Below are 24,727 nucleotides of genomic sequence, written 5' to 3'. Positions count from 1 at the left end.
CATGTACGAATCCCCCAGTTGGCTGCATGAATTGTGGATCGCCCGCGAGACCCTGTGGGCCGGCTTCCAGGCCAGTGTGTCGGTCTCGGCACTGGCGATTATCTTCGGCACCCTGATCGGTATCGTCGCCGGGTTGATCCTGACCTACGGCAAGTTCTGGATGCGTGCACCGTTTCGTCTGTACGTCGATCTGATCCGAGGCACCCCGGTGTTCGTGCTGGTGTTGGCGTGTTTCTACATGCTCCCGGCCCTGGGCTGGAAAATCAGTGCATTCCAGGCCGGTGCGGTCGGGTTGACCCTGTTCTGTGGCTCCCACGTGTCGGAAATCGTGCGCGGTGCACTGCAAGCCATTCCCCGTGGGCAACTGGAAGCGGGCAAGGCCATTGGCCTGACGTTTTACCAGTCGTTGGGCTATGTGTTGTTGCCCCAGGCCCTGCGTCAGATCCTGCCGACCTGGGTCAATTCCTCTACCGAAATCGTCAAGGCGTCCACTTTGCTGTCGGTGATCGGCGTGGCCGAATTGCTGCTCAGCACCCAGCAGGTGATCGCCCGCACCTTCATGACCCTGGAGTTCTACCTGTTCGCCGGTTTCATGTTCTTTGTCATCAACTACGCCATCGAATTATTCGGGCGCTACATTGAAAAGCGGGTGGCCTTGCCATGAACCAAGCTCAAACCAAACCAGCGCTGCTGGACATTCGTGGCCTGCGTAAACAGTACGGCCGGGTGGAAGTGCTCAAGGGTGTCGATCTGTCGATGCAGCGCGGCAATGTGGTGACGTTGATCGGCTCCAGCGGCTCGGGCAAGACCACCTTGCTGCGTTGCGTGAACTTGCTTGAGGAGTTCCAGAGCGGGCAGATCACCCTGGACGGCGAGTCCATTGGCTACAGCGAGGTCGGCGGCAAGCGCGTACGGCACCCGGAGCGGGTGATTGCCCAGCACCGCGCCATGACCGGCATGGCGTTCCAGCAATTCAACCTGTTCCCGCATCTGACCGCGCTGCAAAACGTCACCCTTGGCTTGCTCAAGGTCAAGAAGATGGGCAAGGATGAAGCCGTGGCCCTGGCCGAAAAGTGGCTGGACCGCGTCGGCCTGCTGGAGCGGCGCAACCACTTTCCCGGCCAATTGTCTGGTGGTCAGCAACAGCGCGTGGCGATTGCCCGCGCCATTGCCATGAACCCCAGTCTGATGCTGTTCGACGAGGTCACATCGGCCCTCGATCCGGAGCTGGTAGGCGAAGTGCTCAGCGTGATCAAGGGGCTGGCGGAGGAGGGCATGACCATGTTGCTGGTCACCCACGAAATGCGCTTTGCCTATGAAGTTTCCGACCAGATCGTCTTCATGAACCAGGGCCGCATTGAAGAGCAGGGCACTGCGAAGGACATCTTCGAGCGGCCGCAGTCGCCGCGACTGGCGGAATTTTTAAAGAACATTCGTTTTTAACAAGGAGCAACTTTTATGAGCATTACTCGTTACGGTACCGGCAGCACCGCAGGTGGCGGCCAGCCACGCCCGTTCGCACGTGCGGTGGAGGCCGATGGCTGGCTGTATGTGTCGGGCCAGGTGCCGGCGGTGGATGGCGAAATCATCAGTGGCGGCATCGTCGAGCAAACCCGGCAGACCATGCGCAACGTGGTGGCGATCCTCGAAGAAGCCGGCTATGAGCTCAAGGATGTTGTGCGCGTGGGCGTGTGGCTGGAAGATCCACGGGACTTCTGGAGTTTCAACAAGGTCTTCGGCGAATACTTCACCCCCGAGCACGCCCCGGCGCGGGCTTGTGTGCAGGCCAATATGATGGTTGATTGCAAGGTTGAGATCGACTGCGTGGCCTACAAGAAAAAGGGCTGAATACCCCCACTCTTGAGATCACTGAAGATCAATGTGGGAGCTGGCTTGCCTGCGATGACGTAGTGCCAGATAACACCTTTGTCACTGACCCACCGTCATCGCGGGCAAGCCCGCTCCCACAGGGGATTACCGTGCAGCAAACACCTTTGACCGGACCCATCACTGCCATGACCGAAGACACCATCAAACGCCGCGCCAAAGGCCTGGACCGTGCGTTCGATATCCTTGATTTTCTCAAGGAGATCGGCCAACCCCTGCGCCCGAATGACATTGCCAGCGGCATCGGCAGCCCCAAGTCCACGGTCTACGAATTGGTCGCGTCCCTGCTGGAGCGGCGCATTCTGGAAACCGTGGGCAAGGACGGTCACGTGTATCTGGGGCGCCAGCTGTATTTCCTCGGCCAGGCGCACCTGCGGCACTTCGACCTGACCCGCGAGGCCGATCACGCCCTGCAGGAAATCGTCAGCCAGACCCACGAAACCGCGCAGATGTGCCTGCTCAACGGGCGCAAGTACACGGTGGCGCTGATGCGCGAAGGCCAGCGGCATTTCCGTATTTCTTCGGATATCGGTGAAAACGCGCCGATCCCGTGGACCGCTTCCGGGCGTTTGTTGCTGGGGCATTTGAGCGACCAGCAGATCATCGAGCTGATCGACCCCGACGATTTCATCCTGCCGGACGGCCTGCGCCTGCCGCTCGATACCTTCCTGGCGCAGATCCGCCAGGCCACCGTCGATGGGTTCTTTTCCTTCGACAGTGTGGCCGACACCTTCACCCATTGCTTCGCCGCCCCGGTGCGGGACGCCCAGGGCATCAGCATTGCGACCCTGTGCATCGTTGCCCCGCGAGCCGATGCCAGCAAGCACTACCACGACTATCGCCGGGTGCTGATCGACAGCGCCAACAGCCTGGCCCGGCGCATCAACGAATAGGAGTTTTCCATGTCTGCCCTCAATGCCGTTGAAAAAGGTGCCGCCGCCGTCGGTGCCCATTTGGTCCGCGATGTCAGCCTGCCGGCGCTGGTGCTGCACCGTGACGCCCTGGAGCACAATATTCGCTGGATGCAGGACTTTGTCAGCCACAGCGGCGCCGAGCTGGCGCCCCACGGCAAGACCAGCATGATGCCTGCGCTGTTCGAGCGTCAGATCACCGCCGGTGCCTGGGGAATCACCCTGGCCAACGCCGTACAAGCCCGCGCCGCCTATGCCGGCGGCGTGCGTCGTGTGCTGATGGCCAACCAATTGGTGGGTGCGCCGAACATGGCGCTGATCGCCGACCTGCTGGCCGATCAGGATTTCGACTTCCATTGCATGGTTGATCACCCGGACAACGTCGCGGATCTGGGCCTGTTCTTCGCCGCGCGCGGCCTGCGTCTGAACGTGATGATCGAATACGGCGTGGTCGGCGGCCGGTGTGGCTGTCGCAGCGAACAGGAAGTGCGTGAACTGGCCCGGGCAATCAAGGCCCAACCGGCATTGGCGTTGACCGGCATCGAAGGCTACGAAGGGGTGATCCACGGCGAGCACGCCATCAGCGGCATCCGTGACTTCGCTGCCAGCCTGGTGCGCCTGGCGGTGGACCTGCAAGACAGCGGCCTGTTCGACCTGCCTAAACCGATCATCACGGCGTCGGGCTCGGCCTGGTACGACCTGATCGCCGAGTCGTTCGAGGCGCAGAACGCTGCCGGTCGTTTCCTCAGTGTGTTGCGCCCAGGCAGCTACGTGGCCCACGACCATGGCATCTACAAAGACGCGCAATGCTGTGTGCTCGACCGACGCAGCGACCTCAACGAGGGCCTGCGCCCGGCGATGGAGGTCTGGGCGCACGTGCAGTCGCTGCCGGAGCCGGGTTTTGCCGTGGTTGCCCTGGGTAAGCGTGACGTGGCCTATGACGCCGGCTTGCCGGTGCCGCTCAAGCGCTACAAGGCCGGGATCGTCCCGGCGCAGGGTGATGATGTGAGTGCGTGCAAGGTCACCGCGGTGATGGACCAACATGCGTTCATGACCGTAGCGCCGGGTGTTGAGTTGCGCATTGGCGACATCATTTCGTTTGGCACGTCCCATCCCTGCCTGACCTTCGACAAATGGCAGGTGGGTTGCCTGGTGGATGAGCAGTTGCAGGTGGTCGAGTCGCTGCGTACCTGTTTCTAGACCGCGTCGCACCTATCGGGGGCAAGCCCCCTCCCACATTTGGAATGCATTCCCCTGTGGGAGGGGGCTTGCCCCCGATGAGGCCATCAGCCCCACCGAGACAGCAGCCATGACCACCCAACCCCGCATCGCCCTTATCGGCGAATGCATGATCGAACTGCAACACCGCGCCGATGGCAGCCTGCACCAGAGCTTCGGCGGCGACACCCTGAACACGGCGGTGTACCTGCGCCGTGAGCTGGGCGAGTGCGCCAGCGTCGACTACGTCACCGCCTTGGGCGATGACAGTTTCAGCGACGCCATGTGCCAGCAGTGGCAAACCGAGGGCCTTGGCCTGAGCATGGTCCAGCGCCTGCCCGGGCGTCTGCCGGGTTTGTACTGCATCCAGACCGACGCCAGTGGCGAGCGCAAGTTTCTTTACTGGCGCAACGAAGCGGCCGTGCGTGACTGCTTTACCACGGCTGCGGCCGAGCCGATCCTGGCAGTGTTACCGGATTATGACGTGGTGTATTTCAGCGGCATTACCCTGGCGGTGCTGGGCGAGGTTGGGCGCGAGCGCTTGCTGGACACCCTGGTCGAAACCCGCCGCCGAGGTGGCAAGGTGGTGTTCGATAACAATTACCGGCCACGGCTATGGGCTGATGTGCAAGCGGCCCGTGCGGCTTATCGCAAGGTGTTGGCCGAAGTGGATATAGCCTTGTTGACCGAGGATGACGAGCACGCGTTGTTTGGCTATGAGGACAGCGAGCAGGTGTTTGCGGCCTATCCATCGATTGCAGAAGTGGTGCTCAAGCGTGGCGCGGATGCGTGTTTGATTCGCTGTGCGGGAGAGCGTTTTGCGGTGCCGGCGTTGAAGGTGGAAAAGGTGGTGGACACTACGGCGGCGGGAGATTCGTTCAGTGCGGCGTATCTGGCCGGGCGGCTCAAAGGTGGCTCGCCGCAAGAGGCTGCATTGGCGGGGCATCGGCTGGCGAGTCGGGTGATTCAGCTGCCGGGGGCGCTGATACCGAGGTGAATGGCCGCCTGCGGCGGATCGCGGGCAAGCCCGGCTCCCACATTTTGCCGGGTGTACACCGTTAAATGTGGGAGCTGGCTTGCCTGCGATAGCGTCTGGAGCCAAGTGCTCAATCCCGGTAAAACACCTGCACCAGGTGATAGCCAAACTTGCTCTTGATCGGCCCGTGCACCACCTTCACCGGCTTCTTGAAGATCACCGCATCAATCGCGCCCACCATCTGCCCGGGCCGCACTTCGCCCAGATCGCCGCCACGCTTGCCCGACGGGCAGGTGGAGTACTTCTTGGCCAGCACGTCAAAGGCTTCACCCTTGGCAATGCGCTGCTTGAGTTGTTCGGCTTCTTCGCTGGTTTTCACCAGGATATGACGGGCTTGGGCTTTCATTGATCTCTACCAGGTGTGCGACGGCGCGCGATTATGCCTGAACTCAGGCCTCGCCGCCGATCATGCTGCGGATTTTGGTGGCCAGCAGGTCGATCGAAAAGGGCTTGGCGACCATGTCCATGCCGTCTTCCAAAAAGCCCTGGCGCTCAGCGGCTTTCTCGGCATAACCGGTCATGAACAACACCCGCAGGCCGGGGCGATGCTGGCGCGCGATTTCCGCCAGTTGCCGGCCGTTCATGCCTGGCAGGCCGACGTCGGTCACCAGCAAATCCACGCGCAAATCCGACTCCAGCAGCGGCAGCGCGGCACGGGCGTCGGCCGCCTGGTGCGCGGTATAGCCCAGTTCATCGAGGACGTTGACCACCAACATGCGCACTGCGGGGTCGTCCTCGACCACCACCACGGCTTCACCGGCCAGGGCCACCGGGGCTTCGGTGAGGCTGACGGGCAGGTCGCTTTCCAGTGCGGTGCCGTACAGGCGCGGCAGGTACAGGCGCACGCAGGTGCCCTGGCCCGGTTCGCTCTGGATCGTTACATGTCCACCGGACTGCTGGGCAAAGCCGTAAATCATCGACAGCCCGAGGCCGGTGCCTTGGCCGATAGGCTTTGTGGTGAAGAACGGGTCGAATGCCTTGGCGAGGATTTTCGGCGCCATGCCGCTGCCGTTGTCGCTCACGCCGAGCATTACGTAGTCGCCGGCCTTGACCGGCTCCAGGGTGGTGATGTCGGTGCCGTCCAGGTAGCTGTTGGCGGTTTCGATCAGCAACTCGCCGCCGTCGGGCATGGCGTCGCGGGCGTTGATCACCAGGTTGAGCAGGGCGTTTTCCAATTGGCTGGCGTCGGTGTTCACCGGCCAGATGTCCTTGCCCAGTTGCACCTTGAGCGCGATATGCGCGCCCTTGGTGCGCTGGAACAGATCTTCCAGGGATGCCACCAGCTGGTTGGGGTCGACGGGGCGGCGGTCCAGCGACTGGCGCCGCGAAAACGCCAGCAGGCGGTGGGTAAGGGCGGCGGCGCGATGGGCCGAGGATACGGCGGCATCGGCAAAGCGGCCAATCTCATCGCTGCGCCCGGCGGCAATATAGCGCTGCATCAGGTCCAGGCTGCCGATGATGCCGGTGAGCATATTGTTGAAGTCATGGGCGATACCGCCGGTGAGCTGGCCCACCGCTTCCATCTTCTGCGCATGGCGCAGGGCGTCTTCGGCGCGTTCACGCTCGAACATCTCGTTCTGCAGGCGCTGGTTGGCCTCGGCCAGCGCCTGGGTACGCTGGGCCACACGCTCTTCGAGGTTCTCGTTGAGATGGCGCAGGGCTTCCTCGGTGAGTTTGCGTTCGGTCTCGTCGATGACAAAAATGTAGAAGCCATTCACCGAACCGTCATTGCTGAAGCGCGGCAGGTATTTCATCAACGCGTGGCGCGGGCGGCCGTCGCGATGGGGCGTGAGGGTCATGAAGCTGCACGCCTTGCCGTTCAGGGCCGCTTCGATCTTGTCTATTCGTCCGGCATACACCTCATCACCGAGCACTTCGCGGATGGTCTTGCCGTACAGCTCCTGGGGCGTCTTGCCGTACCAGTCGAGGTAGGCGCTGTTGTTCAGGCGAAAGCGCTGCTCATGGTCCACGTAGCCGATCAACACCGGCATGGCGTTGATGATCAGTTGCAGCTCGGTCTGGCTCTGGCGCAGCGCCTGTTCGGTGTGTTTGCGCTCGGTGAGGTCCAGCGCGGCGCCGAGGAAGCGTGCGGGTCGGCCTTGTTGGTCCTTGTAGCAGCGGCCACGGGCAAACACCCAGCGCACCTGGCCGTCGGCTTGCAGCAGGCGGTACTCCTCGGCGTATTCAGTGCCGAAGGTGATGCAATGCTTGATGCTGCGCGTGACCATGCCACGGTCTTCGGGATGCACACCGAGCAGATAGGCGCTGATGGGCAGCAGGCCGGCGTCACTCGGGTCGACACCGTGCAGGTAGGCGAAATGTGCATCGGCGATAAAGTGATCTTCACCGATGTCCCAGTCCCAGGTGCCCACGGCATCGGTCGCCGCCAGTGCCAGTTGCAGGCGCTGCTCGGTGTTGTGCTGGGCCTTGAGGCTCGCTTCGGAACGCTGCTGCAGTTCCAGGGTTTTGCTGCGCCGTTCATTGGTTTCGATGGCGGTGACCAGGATGCCTGCCACCTGGCCACTTTCGTCGCGCACCGGGCTGTAGGTCAGGTCGAGCCAGATTTCGGTGTCGCGACATTCGCGTTGCAAGACAAAACGCTGCTCGCTGAAGGTGCGCACCTGGCCGCCGAGCACCGCGTCGTACACCGGCGCGGCGAAGCTTTGCAGCTCCGGCCAGGTCTGGTGCGCAGGTTGGCCCAGGGCGCCGGGGTGCTTGTTGCCCACCAGTTGGGCGAAGCCATCGTTATACAGTTGTATGAGTTGCGGGCCCCACAGCAGCACCATCGGCATCGGCGAATGCACGACGATATCGACGGCGGTGCGCAGGCTCTGCGGCCAATCAGTGGCCTCACCGAGGGGGCTTTGCGCCCAGTCCAGCCGCTTGATCAATGCAGCGGCTTCGCTACCGGTGGATGTTCCATTCATGAAAAAAAGCCCTGAACACGACGCTTTGAAAAATGACCACATCCATTGTCCCAAGGATCATCAATGGATGACTACCCCGGAAAAATAGCACGCATTGACGGCTTTTCTTCAAAACAGCGGTTCAGCGCTGAAACCTTTCATCTAAAAATCCAGTTCAGGGCGTCGGCGAAACTGCTCCAGTGCTTCGGGATTGGCGAGGGCATCGGTGTTCTTTACCGGCTCCCCATGTACCACGTTGCGCACCGCCAACTCCACGATCTTGCCGCTGATGGTGCGCGGGATATCCGTGACAGCGAGGATCTTGGCCGGTACGTGGCGCGGCGTAGTGTTGGCACGGATTACCTGGCGGATCTGCTGTTGCAGCGCCTCATCCAGCTCGACGCCGTCATTGAGGCGCACAAACAGCACCACACGCACATCGTCCTGCCAGCGTTGGCCGATGGCGAGACTTTCCAGCACCTGTGGGACTTTTTCCACTTGGCGGTATATCTCGGCGGTGCCGATGCGTACGCCGCCAGGGTTGAGCACCGCGTCTGAGCGCCCATGAATCAGCAGGCTGCCATTGGCCCGCTGCTCGGCATAGTCACCCTGGGCCCATACGCCGGGGAACTGGCTGAAATAGGAGGCGCGCAGCTTGTGCTGGTGCGGGTCGTTCCACAGCCCAATGGGCATGGCCGGAAAGTGCCGGGTGCAGACCAGCTCGCCTTTTTCCCCGATCAGCGGCCGGCCCTGGTCGTCCCACACCTCGATGGCCATGGCCAGGCTCTTGCATTGCATCTCACCGCGCCGCACCGGCAGCACCGGGTTGCCGATCACGAAGCAGGAGACGATATCGGTGCCACCGGACATCGACGACAGGCACAGCTCGTTCTTGATCTCGCGGTACACATAGTCGTAGCTCTGGGGTGACAGCGGCGAGCCGGTGGAAATCAGGCCTTTGAGGCTGCTCAGGTCGTGGCTCAGGCGTGGCCGCAACCCGGCTTTCTCCAGGGTAGCGAGGAATTTCGGGCTGGTGCCGAATACACTGATTTTTTCCGCATCGATCAAGTCGATCAAACGCTCGGGGCCGGGGTGGAACGGTGAGCCGTCATACAGCACCGCCGTGGCGCCCATCGCCAGCACCGACACCAGCCAGTTCCACATCATCCAGCCGCAGGTGGTGTAGTAGAACAGGCAGTCCTCGCGGCTCAGGTCGGCGTGCAGGCCGTGTTCCTTGAGGTGGGTGAGCAGCACGCCGCCGGTGCCATGGATGATGCATTTGGGGATGCCGGTGGTGCCGCTGGAATAGAGGATATACAGCGGATGATCGAACGGCACTGCGACAAATTCAGGCACGCCGCCGGCCTGATAGAAGTCGTCCCACAGCGTGACCCGGGCTTGGCTCAGGTAATCGTCGACCTGTGCCTGAGGCCGGGCGTACGGCACGATGATCAGCTGTTGCAGGGAGGGCAGGCGCGCAAGGATTTCATTGAGCTTGGCGCTCTGGTCGATGTTTTTGCCTGCATAGCGGTAGCCGGCGCAGGTAATCAGCACTTTGGGTTCGATCTGGCCGAATCGATCGATGACGCCCTGGGTGCCGAAATCCGGCGAAGAGCATGACCAGATCGCGCCGAGGCTGGTGGTGGCAAGCATACCCACCAGGGTTTGCCAGGTGTTGGGCATGCACGCGGCCACCCGGTCACCCATGCCAACCCCGGCCGCCCGCAAGCTTTTTTGCAGGCCGGCAACGTGTTCCGCCAGTTGCGCATAGCTCAGTTGTTCACGTTGGCCGTCTTCGCTGACAGCCACCACCGCAGGATGATTGTCGCGGCGGCGCAACAGGTGTTCGGCAAAGTTCAGGGTGGCGCCGGGAAACCATTGGGCGCTGGGCATCTCGATGTCTTCGATCAGTGTGACGCTGGGCGGGCTGCGAAACTGCACGTCGAAGAACGCCACAATCGCCTGCCAGAAGTCCGGGCGCTGGTCGATGCTCCATTGGTGCAGGGCAGGGTAGTCGTGGAGGTGCAGGTCGTGGCGTTGGTTGATGAAGCGGCGGAACTGGTCCATCCGTGTGTTGGCGATGCGTTCGGGCGAGGGTTGCCAGAGGATGTCGGACATAGCGAAATCTCTTGTTCTAGTATCGGTCTTCCAAACAATAGCGTTCCAATGTGGGAGGGGGCTTGCTCCCGATAGCGGTGGTTCAGTTACAAATGTCTACCCTGACACACTGCTATCGGGAGCAAGCCCCCTCCCACATTTTGATCTCCGGTGTCTGGGGGGTTATTGGGCCAGCCAGCCACCGTCGATATTCCACGCCGCACCGCGCACCTGGGCGCCAGCCTCGCTGCACAAAAACAGCACCAGCTCACCCAGCTGCGACGGCGTCACAAACTCCAGGGACGGCTGCTTTTCAGCCAGCAAATCCTGCTGCGCCTGTTGCGGGTCGATCCCACTGGCCACGCGATCATCAATCTGCTTCTGCACCAGCGGCGTCAGCACCCAGCCCGGGCAGATCGCATTGCAGGTCACATTGCTGGTGGCGGTTTCCAGGCCCACCACCTTGGTCAGGCCGATCACGCCATGCTTGGCCGCCACGTAGGCAGCCTTGCCCACTGAGCCGACCTGGCCGTGCACCGAGGCGATATTGACGATACGCCCCCAGCCCTTGGCCTTCATGCCCGGCAGGCTCAAACGTGTACTGTGGAACACCGAGGACAGGTTGATCGCGATAATCGAATCCCAGCGCTCCACCGGGAAGTCTTCCACCGCCGCCACATGCTGGATGCCGGCATTGTTGACCAGAATATCCACGCCACCGAACTCGCGCTCGGCGTAGGCGAGCATGTCGGCGATCTGCGCCGGGTCGCTGACATCCGCCGGGTGATGCCCGACCTTGCCACCAAACGCCTGCACCTGGGCGATCACCGCGCTGGCGTCGCCAAAGCCGTTGAGAATCAGGTTGGCGCCAGCCTTGGCCAGGCTCAATGCTATCCCTAAGCCGATGCCGCTGGTGGAGCCGGTGACCAAGGCGGTCTTGCCATTCAAAGTCGTCATGAAAACCTCACACAATGCCGGTGGCATAGAAAGTACCGATCACCACGAACACCGCGAGGGTCTTGATAATCGTGATGCCGAAAATGTCCTTGTAGGCTTCGCGGTGGGTCAAGCCGGTGACCGCCAGCAGCGTGATCACCGCGCCGTTGTGGGGCAGGGTGTCCATGCCGCCGCTGGCCATGGCCGCGACCCGGTGCAGCACTTCAAGAGGGATATTGGCCGCATGGGCCGCTGAAATAAAGCTCTCGGACATCGCCGCCAGGGCAATGCTCATGCCGCCGGAAGCCGAGCCGGTGATGCCCGCCAGCAGGGTCACGGTAATTGCTTCGTTGACCAGCGGGTTGGGGATGCCCTTGAGCCAGTCTGCCAGTACCAGAAAGCCTGGCAGCGAGGCGATTACTGCGCCAAAGCCGTATTCCGAGGCGGTGTTCATTGCCGCCAGCAGCGCGCCGCTGACCGCACTTTTACTGCCTTCGGCCAGCTTGCTTTTGATCGCGGAGAAGCCGAACACCAGTACCACGATAATCCCCACCAGCAACGCCGCCTGCACCGCCCAGATCGCGGTGAGCTTGGCGATTTCGGTGGTCACCGGTGCGCTCATGCCTGGCAGGCTGAGGCTGTGGGTCTTGCCGTACCACTGCGGGATCCAGTGGGTAAACAGCAGGTTCATTACCCCGACCAGAATCAACGGCGACAGCGCGATCCAGGGATTGGGCAGGCTGAGGTTCTCGGCGGTTTCCGGCTCGTTACGCAACTCGGTGCCATAACCTTCCCCGGCCCGCTGGGCCTTGTTGCGCTGGCGGGCCAGGTAGAGCATACCGGTGCAAAACACGAAGATCGTGCCGATCAGCCCCAGCCACGGCGCCGCCCAGGCAGTGGTGTTGAAGAAGGTACTGGGGATGATGTTCTGGATCTGCGGCGTGCCGGGCAGGGCGTCCATGGTGAACGAGAACGCGCCGAGGGCGATGGTTGCCGGGATCAGGCGCTTGGGGATATTGCTCTGGCGAAACATCTCCGCCGCGAACGGGTAAACCGCAAACACCACCACGAACAGCGACACGCCGCCGTAGGTGAGCAGGGCGCAGACCAGCACGATCACCAGCATTGCCTGGCGCGTGCCCAGCAAGCGGATCGCAGCCGCCACGATCGAGCGCGAGAAACCCGACAACTCGATCAGCTTGCCGAACACTGCGCCGAGCAGGAACACCGGGAAGTACAGTTTGATAAAACCGACCATCTTTTCCATGAACACCCCGGTAAAGGCGGGGGCGACGGCTGATGGGTCGGTGAGCAGCACCGCGCCGAGGGCGGCGATGGGGGCGAACAGGATAACGCTATAGCCACGGTACGCAGCCAGCATCAGCAGCGCGAGCGCGGCCAGGGCAATGATCACACTCATGGTGTGTCTCCATCGGATTGTTATTGTTGTGGGGTGAAGCGGTGGGAGGGCTATAGCTAGATGTGTGCCATGTTATTAACTATTTGAAAAACAACGATATTTTCAGAATTTTCAACAGCGCTTTGAAATTTTATCTCTATTTTGAGACAAGCAAATGCCTAATGTGGGAGGGGGCTTGCTTCCGAGAGCAGTGGGTCAGGTACAGATGCTCAGCCTGACAGGCTGCCATCGGGAGCAAGCCCCTCTCACAATGGATTGTCTTTGTATTGAGAATTGGGTCTCAATATGGAGACTGAGTTAGCCCCAGCGCCACCATTTTCTTGTACAGCGTCGACCGTCCAAGCCCCAACTGCCTGGCGGCCTCTACCACATTCCCGGTACACGCCTGCAACGCCGCCCCAATCACCTGCCGATCAAACCGCTCCCGCGCCGCCGCAAAGGTTTCACCCTCGATCGCGTCCACCGGGCCACGGACTACTGGGCTGAACGTACCAATCGCTGCACGAACCTGCGCGGCATTCAACATCAGGTCATCACTGAGCAACGCCGCCCGCTCCAGCACATTGCGCAGTTCACGGATATTGCCCGGCCATGCATGTTGTGCGAGCAACACCAGCGCCTCAGGGTCCAGTTCGTGCTGGCTGCGCAGCTCTTCGAGGATCGCCTCGCTCAGCGCTGGAATATCCTCCAGCCGTTCACGCAACGGCGGTACCTGGATCGGCAGTACGTTGAGGCGGTAATACAAATCCGCACGAAACTCGCCACGTTTGATCGCTGCCTCCAGATCCATGGATGTCGCGGCAATCACCCGCACATCGCTGTGCAGCATCTCGTTGGAGCCCACCGGTTCGAATTCCTTTTCCTGCAACACCCGCAGCAATTTGCTTTGCAGCGGCAGCGGCATGTCGCCAATTTCATCGAGAAACAGCGTGCCGCCCTGGGCGATCTGGAACTTGCCGGGGCGACCCTTGCGGTCGGCGCCGGTAAACGCGCCGGGGGCGGTGCCGAAGAACTCCGCTTCGAGCAGGTCATGGGGAATCGCGGCGCTGTTGATGCTCACGAAGGCTTTGTGCGCCCGCGGTGACGCACCGTGGATAGCCTGGGCGAGCAGTTCTTTGCCGGTGCCGGTTTCCCCCAGCAGCAACACTGGCGACTCGGCACTCGCACTGCGCCGCGCCCGGCGCTTGACCTCCAGGCTGGCAGCGCTGGTGCCGATAAAATGCGCGAAGTTGTATTTGCTTTGCCGCGAGCGCAGCAGCGAGCGCGTCGAGGCCAGCTCTTGCTGCATGCTCAGGTAGCGCTCGATCAGCGGTGACAGGTTGCGCAACTCATCGAACAGCGCAAAGCCAATCGCACCGATCACCACTCCGGCATCGTCGTGGATCGGCAGGCGCATCACCACCAGCGGGCCCTTGGGGGTGTCCTGGATATCCAGCAGTATCGGCCGGTCGTTGTGCACCACCTGGCGCAACAGGCTATTGGAAATCACCTGCTCGCAGGGCTGGCCGATGGCCTCATCGGCGCTGTGCAGGCCGAAACGCCTGGCGTAGCGCTCGTTCATCCACACGATGTTCGCGTCGCGGTCGACGATGACCGTGCCTTCGCTGGACTGCTCGATGATCTCGAACAACGACTGAATGGCCAGGCCGCGAACGTGTTGATAATCCTTGAGGCTGGTACTCATGGAGGCAGAGTCCTGTTGATCATCACAAAGGGATGTGCGCTGCAGCCAGCAGTTCTTTGGTATAGGGGTGCTGGGGCGAATCAAACACATCATGACTGGCACCGCGCTCCACTACCTTGCCATCCTTGACCACGATCATGTCATGGGCCATGGCGCGCACCACGGCCAGGTCATGGCTGATAAACAGATAAGTCAGGCCATATTTGTCCTGCAGTTCACGCAGCAACGCCACCACTTGTTTCTGCACCGTACGGTCCAGGGCCGAAGTGGGTTCGTCGAGCAGCATCAGCGCCGGTTTGAGCACCAGGGCGCGGGCGATGGCGATGCGTTGGCGCTGGCCACCGGAAAACTCATGGGGGTAGCGATGCCGGCTGGCGGGGTCGAGGCCCACGTCCTTGAGCACCTGGATCACCTGGGCATCGCGCTCGGCCAGGCTGCATGGCGCATGCACTTCCAGGCCTTCGCTGATGATCTGCTCGACCGACATGCGCGGGCTGAGGCTGCCATAGGGGTCCTGGAACACCACCTGCATCTGCTTGCGCCACGGGCGCATCTGCTGATGGTTGAGCGGGTCGAGGGCCTCGCCCTGGAAGCGGATGCTGCCGGTGGAGTCAAGCAAACGCAGGATCGCCTGGCCCAACGTCGATTTGCCTGAGCCGGACTCACCGACAATCCCCAGGGTCTTGCCGCGCTGCACGCTGAGGCTGATGCCGTCGACCGCACGCAGGTAGGTCTTGCGCCGAAACAACCCGCCGCCCAAGGGGAAATCGACGTTGAGGTTGTCTACTTGCAACACCGTCTCGCACGCATCGCTGCACAGCGCATCGCCCGTGGGCTCGGCGTCCAGCAGCAGGCGGCTGTAAGGGTGCTGTGGGGCCGTGAACAAGGTCTGGCAGTCAGCCTGCTCGACAATTTCCCCGGCGCGCATCACGCAGACCCGCTGGGCGATACTGCGCACCAGGTTAAGGTCATGGCTGATCAGCAGCAGCGACATGCCCAGGCGTTGCTGCAAAGACTTGAGCAGCAGCAGGATCTTGCGCTGCACGGTCACGTCCAGCGCGGTGGTGGGCTCGTCGGCAATCAGCAACTCCGGCTCGCAGGCCAGGGCCATGGCGATCATCACCCGCTGGCGCTGGCCGCCGGACAACTGATGCGGGTAGGCCTTGAGCCGTTCCTGGGGTTTCTGGATACCCACCAGCTCCAGCAGTTCGAGAATCCGCGCCCGCGCCTGCTTGCCGCCCAGGCCCTTGTGCAGCAGCAGGGTTTCGCCGATTTGCTTTTCGATGCTGTGCAACGGGTTCAGGGACGTCATCGGCTCCTGGAAGATCATCGCAATTCGGTTACCGCGCAGTTTTTGCAGGGTAGACGGCGCTGCACTGATCAACTCCTGGCCACGATACTTGATCGAGCCCGTGGTTTCGGTACCGGCTTGCGGCAGCAGTTGCAGGATTGAATGGGCGGTCACTGACTTGCCCGAGCCCGACTCACCCACCAGCGCCAGGCACTCGCCGGGGCGCACATCCAGGCTCAGATTGCGTACCACGGTCTGGCCGCTGAACGCGACGCACAGGTCGCGGATTTCGATCAGGTTCATAGGCAATTACTCATGAGCGAGGGTCGAAGGCGTCACGCAACGCCTCGCCGATAAACACCAGCAACGACAGGATCAGCGCCAAGGTGAAAAACGCGGTCAGGCCCAGCCAGGGGGCTTGCAGGTTCTGCTTGCCCTGGGCGATCAGCTCACCCAGGGACGCGCTGCCAGCCGGCATACCGAAGCCGAGGAAATCCAGGGCGCTCAAGGTGGATATCGCCCCGGTCAAGATAAACGGCAGATAGCTCAGCGTCGCGGTCATGGCATTGGGCAGGATATGCCGGCGAATGATCTTGGCGTCGCCCAGGCCCAGGGCGCGCGCGGCCTTGACGTACTCCAGGTTGCGCCCGCGCAGGAACTCGGCGCGCACCACATCCACCAGCGCCAGCCAGGAAAACAGCGCCATGATCCCCAGCAACCACCAGAAATTCGGCTCGACGAACCCGGACAGGATAATCAGCAAGTACAGCACCGGCAGGCCGGACCACACCTCCAGAATGCGCTGCCCGAGCAAATCCACCCAGCCGCCGTAGTAACCCTGCAACGCCCCGGCGGCAATGCCGATGGCGGCGCTGATGGCGGTCAAGGCCAGGGCAAACAAGATCGACACCCTTGCGCCGAAGATCACCCGCGCCAGTACATCGCGGGACTGGTCATCGGTGCCCAGCCAGTTCACCGCCGACGGTGGGCTCGGGGCAGGGCGGGTCAGCTCATAATTGGGGGTGTCGTCGCTGAAGGGAATCGGCGGGAACAGCATCCAGCCGCCGTCCTGCTTGATCAGCTTTTGCACATAGTCACTGCGGTAATCCGCCTGGAACGGCAGCTGCCCGCCGAACTGCTGTTCGGTATAGCGCTTGAACACCGGAAAATACAGTTCGTTCTTGAAGCTGAGCACCAAGGGTTTGTCATTGGCGATCAACTCGCCGCCCAGCGTCAGGATAAACAGGCCGATAAACAACCACAGCGACCACCAGCCACGCCGGTTTTTCTTGAAGCGTTCGAAACGCCGACGCGCAACGGGAGACAGGTCAAGCATCAGGCGTTCCTCGCAGCAAAGTCGATACGCGGGTCCACCAGGGTGTAGCAGAGGTCACCGATGAGTTTTATCAAAAGGCCGAACAGGGTGAAGATAAACAGCGAGCCGAATACCACCGGGTAGTCACGGGACACTGCCGCCTCGTAGCTCATGCGGCCCAGGCCGTCGAGGGAGAAGATCACTTCGATCAGCAGTGAGCCGGCAAAAAATACGCTGATAAACGCTTGGGGAATCCCCGAGATCACCAGCAGCATGGCATTGCGAAACACATGGCCATACAGCACCCGGCGTTCGCTCAGGCCCTTGGCACGGGCGGTCACCACGTACTGGCGGGTAATCTCATTGAGGAAAGAGTTCTTGGTGAGGATGGTCAAGGTGGCAAACCCGCCGATCACCAGCGCCGTCACCGGCAAAACCAGGTGCCAGAAATAGTCGGCAACCTTGCCCACGGTGCTCAGTTCGGCAAAGTTTTCCGACACCAGCCCGCGCACCGGGAACCAGTTCAGCGACGTACCGCCGGCGAATACCACAATCAGAAACATCGCAAACAGGAACGCCGGCATCGCGTAACCGATCACGATGGCCGTGCTGCTCCACATGTCAAAGCTGCTGCCATGGCGCACGGCCTTGCGTATCCCCAAGGGTATCGACACCAGGTAGGTGATCAGCGTCGCCCACAGGCCAAGGGAAATGGTAACTGGCATCTTTTCCAGGATCAGGTCGGTCACCGTCGCGCCGCGAAAGAAACTGTTGCCGAAGTCCAGCTGGGCGTAGTTCTTGAGCATCAGCCACAGGCGTTCCGGTGCGGACTTATCGAAGCCGTATTGTTTTTCGATGTCCTTGATCAGCTTCGGGTCCAGGCCACGACTGGCCCGGGAGCCGCTGATACCTTCGCCGGATGCGCCCGCTACACCGCCGCCGCCAATGCCTTGCAGATGGGCAATGGCCTGTTCCACCGGCCCGCCGGGCGCGGCCTGCACGATCACGAAGTTCACCAGCAGGATGATCACCAGCGTCGGGATGATCAGCAGCAGGCGCCGTACGATATAGGCAAACATCAACGGGCTCCTCCGCGTTTTTTCAGCTCGGCCTGCATTTGCTCGTTAGTCAGTGGCGTGGGGCTGACTTCCCACCAGGTTTCCAGAGCTTCGTCATTCTTCGCCTCGATCGCCGGGCGGCCGAAACGGTTCCACCACGCGGCGGAGGTGCCCGGGGGGTAATAGTTGGGGATCCACAGGTAATTCCATTGCAGCACACGGTCCAGGGCGTGGGCGTAGGTGAGCATCTGCGCCTGGGTGTCGGCCTTCACCAAACCGTTGATCAGCGTATCGACGGCCGGATCCTTGAGTGCGATGTAGTTGTTGGCGCCCGGATCGAACGCAGCGGCGGAGCCGAAGTAGTTGTACAGCTCCATGCCGGGCGAGGTGGTGACCGGAAAACCGGTGACGATCATGTCGTAGTCACGGGCCATCAGGCGGTTCACGTACTGCGACGAGTCGATGCGGCGGATATTGAGGGTGATGCCGATCTGCGCCAGGTTGCGCTTGTAGGGCAGCAACAGGCGCTCAAGCCCGTTCTGGACGTTGAGGAAGGTGAACTCCAGCGGCTCGCCCTGGGCGTTGACGAGTTTGTCACCCACCGGTTTCCAGCCAGCGTCCTCAAGCAGTGCCAGGGCTTGCAGTTGTTTATCGCGGATCATGCCGCTGCCGTCGGTGACCGGGGCCTTGAATACCTGGGTAAACACTTCATCCGGGATTTGCCCGCGCAACGGTTCCAGGATCGCCAGTTCTTCCTGGGTCGGCAATTGGCTGGCCGCCAGCGGGCTGTTGGAAAAGTAGCTTTGCTGGCGGATGTACAGGTTGCGCATCATTTGCCGGTTGGCCCATTCGAAATCCCACAGCATCGCCAAGGCCTGGCGCACGCGGCGATCTTTGAAAATCGGCTTCTGCACGTTGAACACATAGCCTTGGGCCGGTTGCGGCATCTCTTTGGCCAGGTGTGCGCGCTGCAGGCGACCATCGTCCAGCGCCGGGCCGTTGTAGCCGATGGAATAGCCGGTGGCGGAGAATTCACGGTTGAAGTCGTAGGCGCCGCCGCGCAGCACCTGGCGCGCCACTTCGGTGTCGCCGAAGTATTCCAGGCTCAGGTGATCGAAGTTGTACAGGCCACGGCTGACCGGCAAATCCTTGCCCCACCAATCCGGATCGCGGGTAAAGGTGATGGTGCTGCCGGAGTCGATCTTGCTGACCTTGTACGGGCCGCTGCCCAGCGGGGCTTCGTAGCCGCCGCCATTGGCAAAGTCGCGGGTCTTCCACCAATGCTCCGGGAACACCGGCAAGGTGGCGATATCCAGGGGCAGGGTGCGGTTGTCGTTGCTGGAGAAGTCGAAGCGTACCTGACGCTCGCCTTCGACTTCGACGTGCTTGACGTCGGCAAACAACGTGCGAAAGCGCAGGCTGCCTTGGGTCATCAGCAGATCGAAGCTGTAGCGCACGTCTTCGGCTGTAATCGGGGTACCGTCGGCGAAACGCGCCTTGGGATTGAGGTAGAAACGTAGCGACAGGCCGTCGTCGGCGCGCTCCATTTTTTCTGCCACCAGGCCATAAACGGTGTAGGGCTCATCCAGCGAGCGCAGCGCCAGGGGCGCATACACCCAGCCGTCGACCTGAGACACGCCAATACCTTTGTCGATATACGGCAGCACATGATCAAACCGCCCGACCTCCAGCGCCGAGCGCCGCAGGCTGCCGCCCTTGGGCGCGTTGGGGTTGGCATAGTCGAAGTGGCTGAAACCGGCGGGGTACTTGGCGGGCTCGCCGTAAACCGTCAGGTAGGTTTGCGGGGCCGCGATCGCCGCAGTGCTGGCCATCAGCAGGGCCAGGGTGGAGCAGAGCAGAGATGAAAAAGCCAATCGCATTATCAGCCTTGAACGCCGGGTTAAGAAGAATAGGGATTTGTACGCTAACGGCCTGGGCATCGCCAGTCATCACATGCACAACGGCCCGCCAAAGGGCGGGCCGTTGTTTATCGCATCTGCGCCGATTGAATCAATCCTGGCGGCTGGTGACTTCCAGCAGGTGATAACCGAACTGGGTTTTAACCGGGCCCTGCACGGTATTGACCGGGGCGCTGAATACGACAGTGTCGAATTCCTTGACCATTTGGCCTGGGCCGAACGAACCCAGATCACCGCCCTGGCGGCTGGATGGGCAGGACGAATTGGCTTTGGCGATTTCTGCGAAATCAGCGCCGCCTTCGATTTGGGCCTTGAGTTCGTTGCACTTGTCTTCAGTGGAAACGAGGATGTGACGGGCGGTGGCTTTGGCCATGGGGAATAACTCCTAGAGTAAAAAAACGGTGAGCGTACCGGATTCAGGCGGTTATTTCCTGGCAAAGTTCCGCTGTTGTTCAGTCCTGTCTTTTTCAGCGTGGCGGTTCAAGGCAACACGATGTAGTCGTTGCGCTGCACGATCGGTTGGTGCGGCCCCTGCACCAGGTGGATGTAACGGCCGTCCACCAAGTCGATCGGCAGGCAGTCGTCAATATCCAGCACGCCGTCGGTGTGGGCCTGGGACCAGTGGCGCAGCATCTGCTGCTTGCCCTGGCTCATGGCCTGCTGTTTGTTACGAGCGACTACCAGCAGGTAGTGATGGGCCTCGCCGAAGCTATGGGCTTCATAGCCACCGAGGTTGATGAAGTACAGGCGGGGCGCGTCGCCATGAGGCGCCAGATGGCTCAGTTCAACTTTCCAGCCGTCGACGCCGTCGACCGCCATCCATGAGTCGATGTGCACACCCTTGGGGCTGCCAAACCAGGCGTCGCGCAATTGCGGGTAGCTGGCCTGCAACGTATCCGCCACGGCGAACACTACATCGTGTACTTCGATTTTTGCCCGTGGATGCTTGCCCCCGAGCATGACGACAAACAGCATTACCGGTGATTCCTGGCGACTGGCGAAAGGGCAACCATACTGCGATTGAACCCTTTTGTCCGCTCAATGCCACATTGTTAATCAGCACACTCACCAGGAGGTTGTCATGCGTACCATTGATCTGGCCGGTGTTCCCGTCCCTGTCATCGGCCAGGGGACCTGGCGCATGGGCGAAGACCCAAGCCGGCGCCGCGCCGAAGTTGCTGCGCTGCAACTGGGTATAGATGAGGGCCTGACGCTCATCGATACCGCCGAGATGTATGGCGACGGCGGTGCCGAAGAGGTGGTCGCAGAGGCGATTCGTGGCAAGCGCGACCAGGTATTTCTGGTCAGCAAGGTCTATCCGCATAACGCCAGCCAAAAGGGGGTGCCTCGCGCCTGCGAAGCCAGCCTTCAGCGCCTTGGCACCGATTACATTGATTTGTATCTGTTGCACTGGCGCGGCCAGTACCCACTTGAAGAAACTGTCGAAGCGTTCGAGCGTTTGCGCGAGGCCGGCAAAATCGGCCGCTGGGGTGTTTCCAACTTTGATGTGGCAGACCTGCAGGAGCTCGCATCCCCTGCATGTGCGACCAATCAAGTGCTCTACAACATTGAAGAGCGCGGGATCGAGTTCGACCTGTTGCCATGGTGGCAACAGCATCATTTGCCACTGATGGCTTATTGTCCCATCGCCCAGGGTGGTGAGCTGCTGTCGAGCCCGACCCTCAAGCAGATCGCACGTCGCCATGAGGTCACACCGGCCCAGGTATCGCTGGCGTGGGTCCTGCGCCAGGAGGGTGTCATCGCAATCCCCAAGGCGGTCACACCTGAACACATCCGACTCAACGCCGCAGCTGCGAAGCTGGTGTTGGATGAACATGACCTGGACGCTATCGATCGTGTGTTCGCAGCGCCCAAGCGTAAGCACCCATTGGCGATGGTGTAACCGGCCAGCAGGAACGGCGCCTTCCCTGGCAGCTGTTCCCGCTCTAGCCGTGGTTAGCCGGCCACTGGGCTGCGCCAGTCGTCCGAGCCGGAAGTTCCGGCCACTTCGTGAGTCCAGATGATTTTGCGATAGGTGAAGTGCACATCCTCCAGATGAGTGAAGTGGGCGTTGTCGGGGTCCTGGCAGTTGGGCATGCGTGACTGGATGTCCACGATAGTCGCACCCTCCAGTTCAATGGTGAAGTAGTGCTCCTGGGTTCCGGCGGACGAGGTGCGCAGCCATTCGAGGCGGCAGGAGACTTCTTCACCGCTGGTCAGGGCGCTGAACAGCAACGGTGACGATTTATCGAAAACCTTGCTGATCATCAGCGGCTTGTGCACGCGCTGACCTGTCGGCTGGCCCGATTGCGGATCGCGAGGAATGATCACCTGATGGGCAAATGCCTGGACCAGTATCTGATCCTCATGACCTTCCTGATAAATGTTGCCTACCGAGTCCTGAGTAAATGTGCCTGCCGTGATCAAACCTTGTTTGACTCCGGTGATGGAGAGGTACGCGGGTGTTGGCATGATTGGTTTCCTTGCCGGGTTGAGTAGGTTTTGCCGAACAGCGAAATGGCTGAACGGGTAGGTGCCTATAACCTATAACAAGAAGCGTGCCTGAAAGTGTGAAGTTCAATGAAATAAGGGTGAGCACTGTTTGGTGCGCTGCGTATTGGGTTTTTATTCCGGGCTATGGGCTGTTTTTAGTTATAAAAGTTGCGCATCGATGCGCACTTAGTTGCTCACGTGTTTTTACGGTGAAGTATACGGCTGGCCGAGCTAACAGAGTTGTTGTTACTCGAATGTGTGCGCAAATAGCTGCGCAGGCCAAGATTATAGCGGCGCGTAGGATGTTTCTTAAGTTTTGGTCCGTCGCTTGCTCATTGCTTTATGCATGGCTAAGGTTCTTGTGTCTCGATATGTTTGAACGGAACTTAAGGGCTCTCTGATACGTACTTTAATGGCGTTAAGTTTGCCTATTTTGCCTTGGATGGTTGTGTGCGGCCGAAAATGAGTCATTCAAAAGAACTGTATGCCTATTATTTGCTACTTGCACGAGCAGCCTGTTCGCCAGGTAGTTTCGTGGGCATTGATATGCGCTTTTCCAACGAGTTCGAAGCGCTGGAAGGCGAACTTGGCAAAGCGCAGTCGGTTCATGGCAATGGGCTGCCGGATTGGCAGCGGGTCAGCGAAATCAGCGAATGCCTGCTGCGTGAGCACTCCAAGGATCTGCGTGTCGCCTGCTGGTTGACCTGGGCCTTGTATCAGCGTGATTCATTGGCTGGATTGCTGGCCGGCCTCGGTGTGCTGCGTGAGCTCTGCGAGCACCATTGGGTGCACGTCTACCCTGGCAAACTGCGTACCCGCGTTGCAGCGTTTGGCTGGTTGGTGTCGCGCCTTGAGCAAGCGTTTGCAAAAAAGATCTCGCTCAATGATCAACAGCCTTTATTTCAAGCGTTGCTGGAACACCTCGAACATCTGGACCAACTATGGGCCCAACATCTGGGGAGTGATGCTCCCGTGCTGCTGCCGATTCGACGGCAATTGGCGGAGCGCCTGGCCGATGCCGCGCAAGGGGCGCCAGAAACTGATGGGCGCGCGGGTGCTATTCCCGGCGTGAGGCAAGCAGCGGTCCAGTTGCCCACCCCCGAGCAATCGGTCAACAGCGAAAAAGAGGCGCACAAATTACTGCGCTCATTACAGGAACAGGCCCGGCCTTTATGCGCCTGGTGGTTGCGTCAGAACGCCACCGACCTGCGGGCTTTGCGCCTGGGCCGAACCTTGGCATGGCTGATGCTCGTCAACTACCCCGACGCCAACAGTGAACGCATAACCGCGCTGCGCCCATTGGCCGCCGACAAGCTCAAGCGTTATCAGGAGCGCTTGAGCCAAGGCCATTACGCCGATGTGTTGTTCGAACTGGAAGTCAGTCTGGCCGGTGCGTTGTTCTGGTTCGATGGTTTGCGCATGGCCTGGGAGTGTCTGGACGGCTTGCACGCGGACCTGGCCATGGCCGAACTGGAGATACATTTCGCGCTGCTGCTGCAGCGCCTGCCAAACCTGACGGAGTACCGCTTCGACGACGGCACCCCCTTTGCCGACACTGCGACAGCCGAGTGGATTGCGCTGCACGTGATGCGCCATGTGCGCAAGCCTGCGCCCAGTGAAGTCGTGACCGACCTGACGACCCAACCCTGGGACGCGGCGTTGGAAGCGGTAATGCCTTGTCTGCGCAAGGACGGGCTCAAAGCCGCGGTGGGTGTGATCAAGCAAGGCTTGTAGGGCGCGGTCAGTGATCGCTGCCGTTTTCATTGGCGCCTGGCGCTGGCCAGGCTGTGCATGGCGGCCGGCAAACACGAGCTGGCCAGGATCCAGCTGGAGCAACTCGATCTTCAATTACAGCGCACGGGCCTGGAAAGTTGGGAGCCGGCGTTGGCCCTGCAAGTCGCTCAGCTCCTGTACCGCTGCTACGACCTGCTACCTCAAAGCCAAGCCATACGCGACGGCAAGGATGCCCTGCATCGCCGGTTGTGTCATTTCGACCTGGAAGCAGTACTTCAATAGCGCCTCATCAAATAAAAGGAAAAGCACCATGGCCAAAGACGGTTCGGTAGCCCCCAAGGAACGTATCAATATTACCTTCAAACCCGCGCTCGGCGGTGCCCAGGAAGAGGTCGAGCTACCGTTGAAGCTGCTGGTGCTGGGGGATTTTTCCAAACGTGCGGACCTGCGCAAGCTGGAAGATCGCAAGCCCATCGGTATCGACAAGCACACCCTCGACGAGGTGTTGGCCAAGCAAGCAGTGAGCCTGACGCTGAACGTACCCAATCGCCTCCAGGATCAAGCCGACGTGGAAGAATTGGCGATCCAGGTTCGCATCAACGCGATGAAAGACTTCAATCCCGCGAATCTTGTCGAGCAGATCCCGGAGTTGCAAAAGCTGATGGCACTGCGTGAAGCACTGGTGGCGCTCAAGGGACCATTGGGCAACACCCCAAGCTTTCGCAAGGCGATCGAGCAGGCATTGACCCATGGTGATTCCCGCGCACGAGTTCTGGCCGAGCTTGGGCTGCCCAGCCCAGACGCCTGACATTTTCAGTAAAA

At 60.9% G+C, this 24,727-nt stretch carries 21 protein-coding genes and 1 pseudogene; 9 read left to right on the top strand and 13 right to left on the bottom strand.

Translation table 11 applies throughout. The features are described 5' to 3' along the window. The first annotated feature begins 1 nt into the window (after position 1). The 6 genes from JH25_RS24460 to JH25_RS24485 all read left to right on the top strand — a co-directional run bounded on the left by JH25_RS24460 (position 2) and on the right by JH25_RS24485 (position 5,013). Complete coding sequence (locus JH25_RS24460) at positions 2-664, top strand: amino acid ABC transporter permease (protein ID WP_032876082.1); 663 nt, start codon at positions 2-4, stop codon at positions 662-664. Next, on the top strand, positions 661-1,443 hold the full coding sequence (locus JH25_RS24465) for an amino acid ABC transporter ATP-binding protein (RefSeq protein ID WP_032876079.1): 783 nt from the start codon (positions 661-663) through the stop codon (positions 1,441-1,443). Before JH25_RS24460 ends, JH25_RS24465 begins: the two co-directional genes overlap by 4 nt. Positions 1,444-1,458: 15 nt before the next feature. Further along, positions 1,459-1,848, top strand: coding sequence for a RidA family protein (locus tag JH25_RS24470; protein ID WP_005788829.1), 390 nt, complete (start codon positions 1,459-1,461; stop codon positions 1,846-1,848). 167 nt (positions 1,849-2,015) lie between these two features. After that, positions 2,016-2,780 (top strand): IclR family transcriptional regulator, encoded by a 765-nt coding sequence (locus tag JH25_RS24475; RefSeq protein WP_032876076.1) that lies wholly within the window; start codon positions 2,016-2,018, stop codon positions 2,778-2,780. A gap of 9 nt (positions 2,781-2,789) precedes the next feature. Next, positions 2,790-3,998: an amino acid deaminase gene (locus JH25_RS24480; RefSeq protein ID WP_032876073.1), complete on the top strand. Its 1,209-nt coding sequence runs from the start codon at positions 2,790-2,792 to the stop codon at positions 3,996-3,998. Between the two features lie 109 nt (positions 3,999-4,107). Then, on the top strand, positions 4,108-5,013 hold the full coding sequence (locus JH25_RS24485; protein ID WP_032876070.1) for a sugar kinase: 906 nt from the start codon (positions 4,108-4,110) through the stop codon (positions 5,011-5,013). A gap of 109 nt (positions 5,014-5,122) precedes the next feature. Here the strand turns inward: JH25_RS24485 and JH25_RS24490 are convergent, their stop codons facing one another. From JH25_RS24490 to JH25_RS24545, 12 genes are all read right to left on the bottom strand, one after another. Continuing rightward, complete coding sequence (locus tag JH25_RS24490) at positions 5,123-5,398, bottom strand: peptidylprolyl isomerase (RefSeq protein WP_003174397.1); 276 nt, start codon at positions 5,396-5,398, stop codon at positions 5,123-5,125. 43 nt (positions 5,399-5,441) lie between these two features. Next, a complete protein-coding gene (locus JH25_RS24495; protein WP_032876067.1) occupies positions 5,442-7,979 on the bottom strand; it encodes a PAS domain-containing hybrid sensor histidine kinase/response regulator in 2,538 nt (845 codons plus the stop codon). Positions 7,980-8,120: 141 nt separating this feature from the next. Beyond that, positions 8,121-10,076, bottom strand: a complete 1,956-nt coding sequence (locus JH25_RS24500) for an acetoacetate--CoA ligase (RefSeq protein WP_032876064.1) — start codon at positions 10,074-10,076, stop codon at positions 8,121-8,123. 162 nt (positions 10,077-10,238) lie between these two features. Next, complete coding sequence (locus tag JH25_RS24505; RefSeq protein ID WP_032876062.1) at positions 10,239-11,012, bottom strand: 3-hydroxybutyrate dehydrogenase; 774 nt, start codon at positions 11,010-11,012, stop codon at positions 10,239-10,241. 7 nt (positions 11,013-11,019) lie between these two features. Next, on the bottom strand, positions 11,020-12,411 hold the full coding sequence (locus tag JH25_RS24510; protein ID WP_005788811.1) for a GntP family permease: 1,392 nt from the start codon (positions 12,409-12,411) through the stop codon (positions 11,020-11,022). A gap of 280 nt (positions 12,412-12,691) precedes the next feature. Next, positions 12,692-14,095: a sigma-54 interaction domain-containing protein gene (locus JH25_RS24515; RefSeq protein ID WP_032876059.1), complete on the bottom strand. Its 1,404-nt coding sequence runs from the start codon at positions 14,093-14,095 to the stop codon at positions 12,692-12,694. Positions 14,096-14,117: 22 nt separating this feature from the next. Continuing rightward, the gene (locus JH25_RS24520; RefSeq protein WP_032876056.1) at positions 14,118-15,689 is read right to left on the bottom strand and encodes an ABC transporter ATP-binding protein; all 1,572 of its coding nucleotides are present in this window, start codon (positions 15,687-15,689) and stop codon (positions 14,118-14,120) included. Positions 15,690-15,699: 10 nt separating this feature from the next. Next, entirely contained in the window at positions 15,700-16,722 is a 1,023-nt protein-coding gene (locus JH25_RS24525; RefSeq protein ID WP_005788807.1) for an ABC transporter permease, read from the bottom strand. Then, the gene (locus tag JH25_RS24530) at positions 16,722-17,780 is read right to left on the bottom strand and encodes a microcin C ABC transporter permease YejB (RefSeq protein WP_032876053.1); all 1,059 of its coding nucleotides are present in this window, start codon (positions 17,778-17,780) and stop codon (positions 16,722-16,724) included. The genes JH25_RS24525 and JH25_RS24530 overlap by 1 nt, the downstream gene beginning before the upstream one ends. Continuing rightward, on the bottom strand, positions 17,780-19,639 hold the full coding sequence (locus JH25_RS24535; protein ID WP_032876050.1) for an extracellular solute-binding protein: 1,860 nt from the start codon (positions 19,637-19,639) through the stop codon (positions 17,780-17,782). Before JH25_RS24535 ends, JH25_RS24530 begins: the two co-directional genes overlap by 1 nt. Positions 19,640-19,769: 130 nt before the next feature. After that, the gene (locus tag JH25_RS24540) at positions 19,770-20,051 is read right to left on the bottom strand and encodes a peptidylprolyl isomerase (RefSeq protein WP_005788801.1); all 282 of its coding nucleotides are present in this window, start codon (positions 20,049-20,051) and stop codon (positions 19,770-19,772) included. Positions 20,052-20,158: 107 nt separating this feature from the next. Then, complete coding sequence (locus JH25_RS24545; RefSeq protein WP_032876046.1) at positions 20,159-20,653, bottom strand: DUF1543 domain-containing protein; 495 nt, start codon at positions 20,651-20,653, stop codon at positions 20,159-20,161. A 106-nt stretch (positions 20,654-20,759) separates the two neighbouring features. Between JH25_RS24545 and JH25_RS24550 the strand changes: the two genes are divergently transcribed. Further along, positions 20,760-21,581: an aldo/keto reductase gene (locus tag JH25_RS24550; protein ID WP_032876043.1), complete on the top strand. Its 822-nt coding sequence runs from the start codon at positions 20,760-20,762 to the stop codon at positions 21,579-21,581. A gap of 53 nt (positions 21,582-21,634) precedes the next feature. Here the strand turns inward: JH25_RS24550 and JH25_RS24555 are convergent, their stop codons facing one another. After that, entirely contained in the window at positions 21,635-22,150 is a 516-nt protein-coding gene (locus JH25_RS24555) for an Hcp family type VI secretion system effector (RefSeq protein WP_005788794.1), read from the bottom strand. A 483-nt stretch (positions 22,151-22,633) separates the two neighbouring features. On the opposite strand from JH25_RS24555, the pseudogene tssA reads away from it, so the two are divergent. Both tssA and tssB read left to right on the top strand, forming a co-directional pair. After that, positions 22,634-24,187: pseudogene (gene tssA, locus JH25_RS0126760) on the top strand (type VI secretion system protein TssA). A 28-nt stretch (positions 24,188-24,215) separates the two neighbouring features. After that, positions 24,216-24,713: a type VI secretion system contractile sheath small subunit gene (gene tssB, locus JH25_RS24560; RefSeq protein WP_032876040.1), complete on the top strand. Its 498-nt coding sequence runs from the start codon at positions 24,216-24,218 to the stop codon at positions 24,711-24,713. Positions 24,714-24,727: the final 14 nt, after the last annotated feature.

The organism is Pseudomonas sp. BRG-100, assembly GCF_000737955.1.
GTDB classification, from domain to species: Bacteria; Pseudomonadota; Gammaproteobacteria; order Pseudomonadales; family Pseudomonadaceae; genus Aquipseudomonas; species Aquipseudomonas synxantha_A.
The sequence above is the reverse complement of the archived record's forward strand: the minus strand, read 5'-3'. Positions and strand labels throughout refer to the sequence as shown.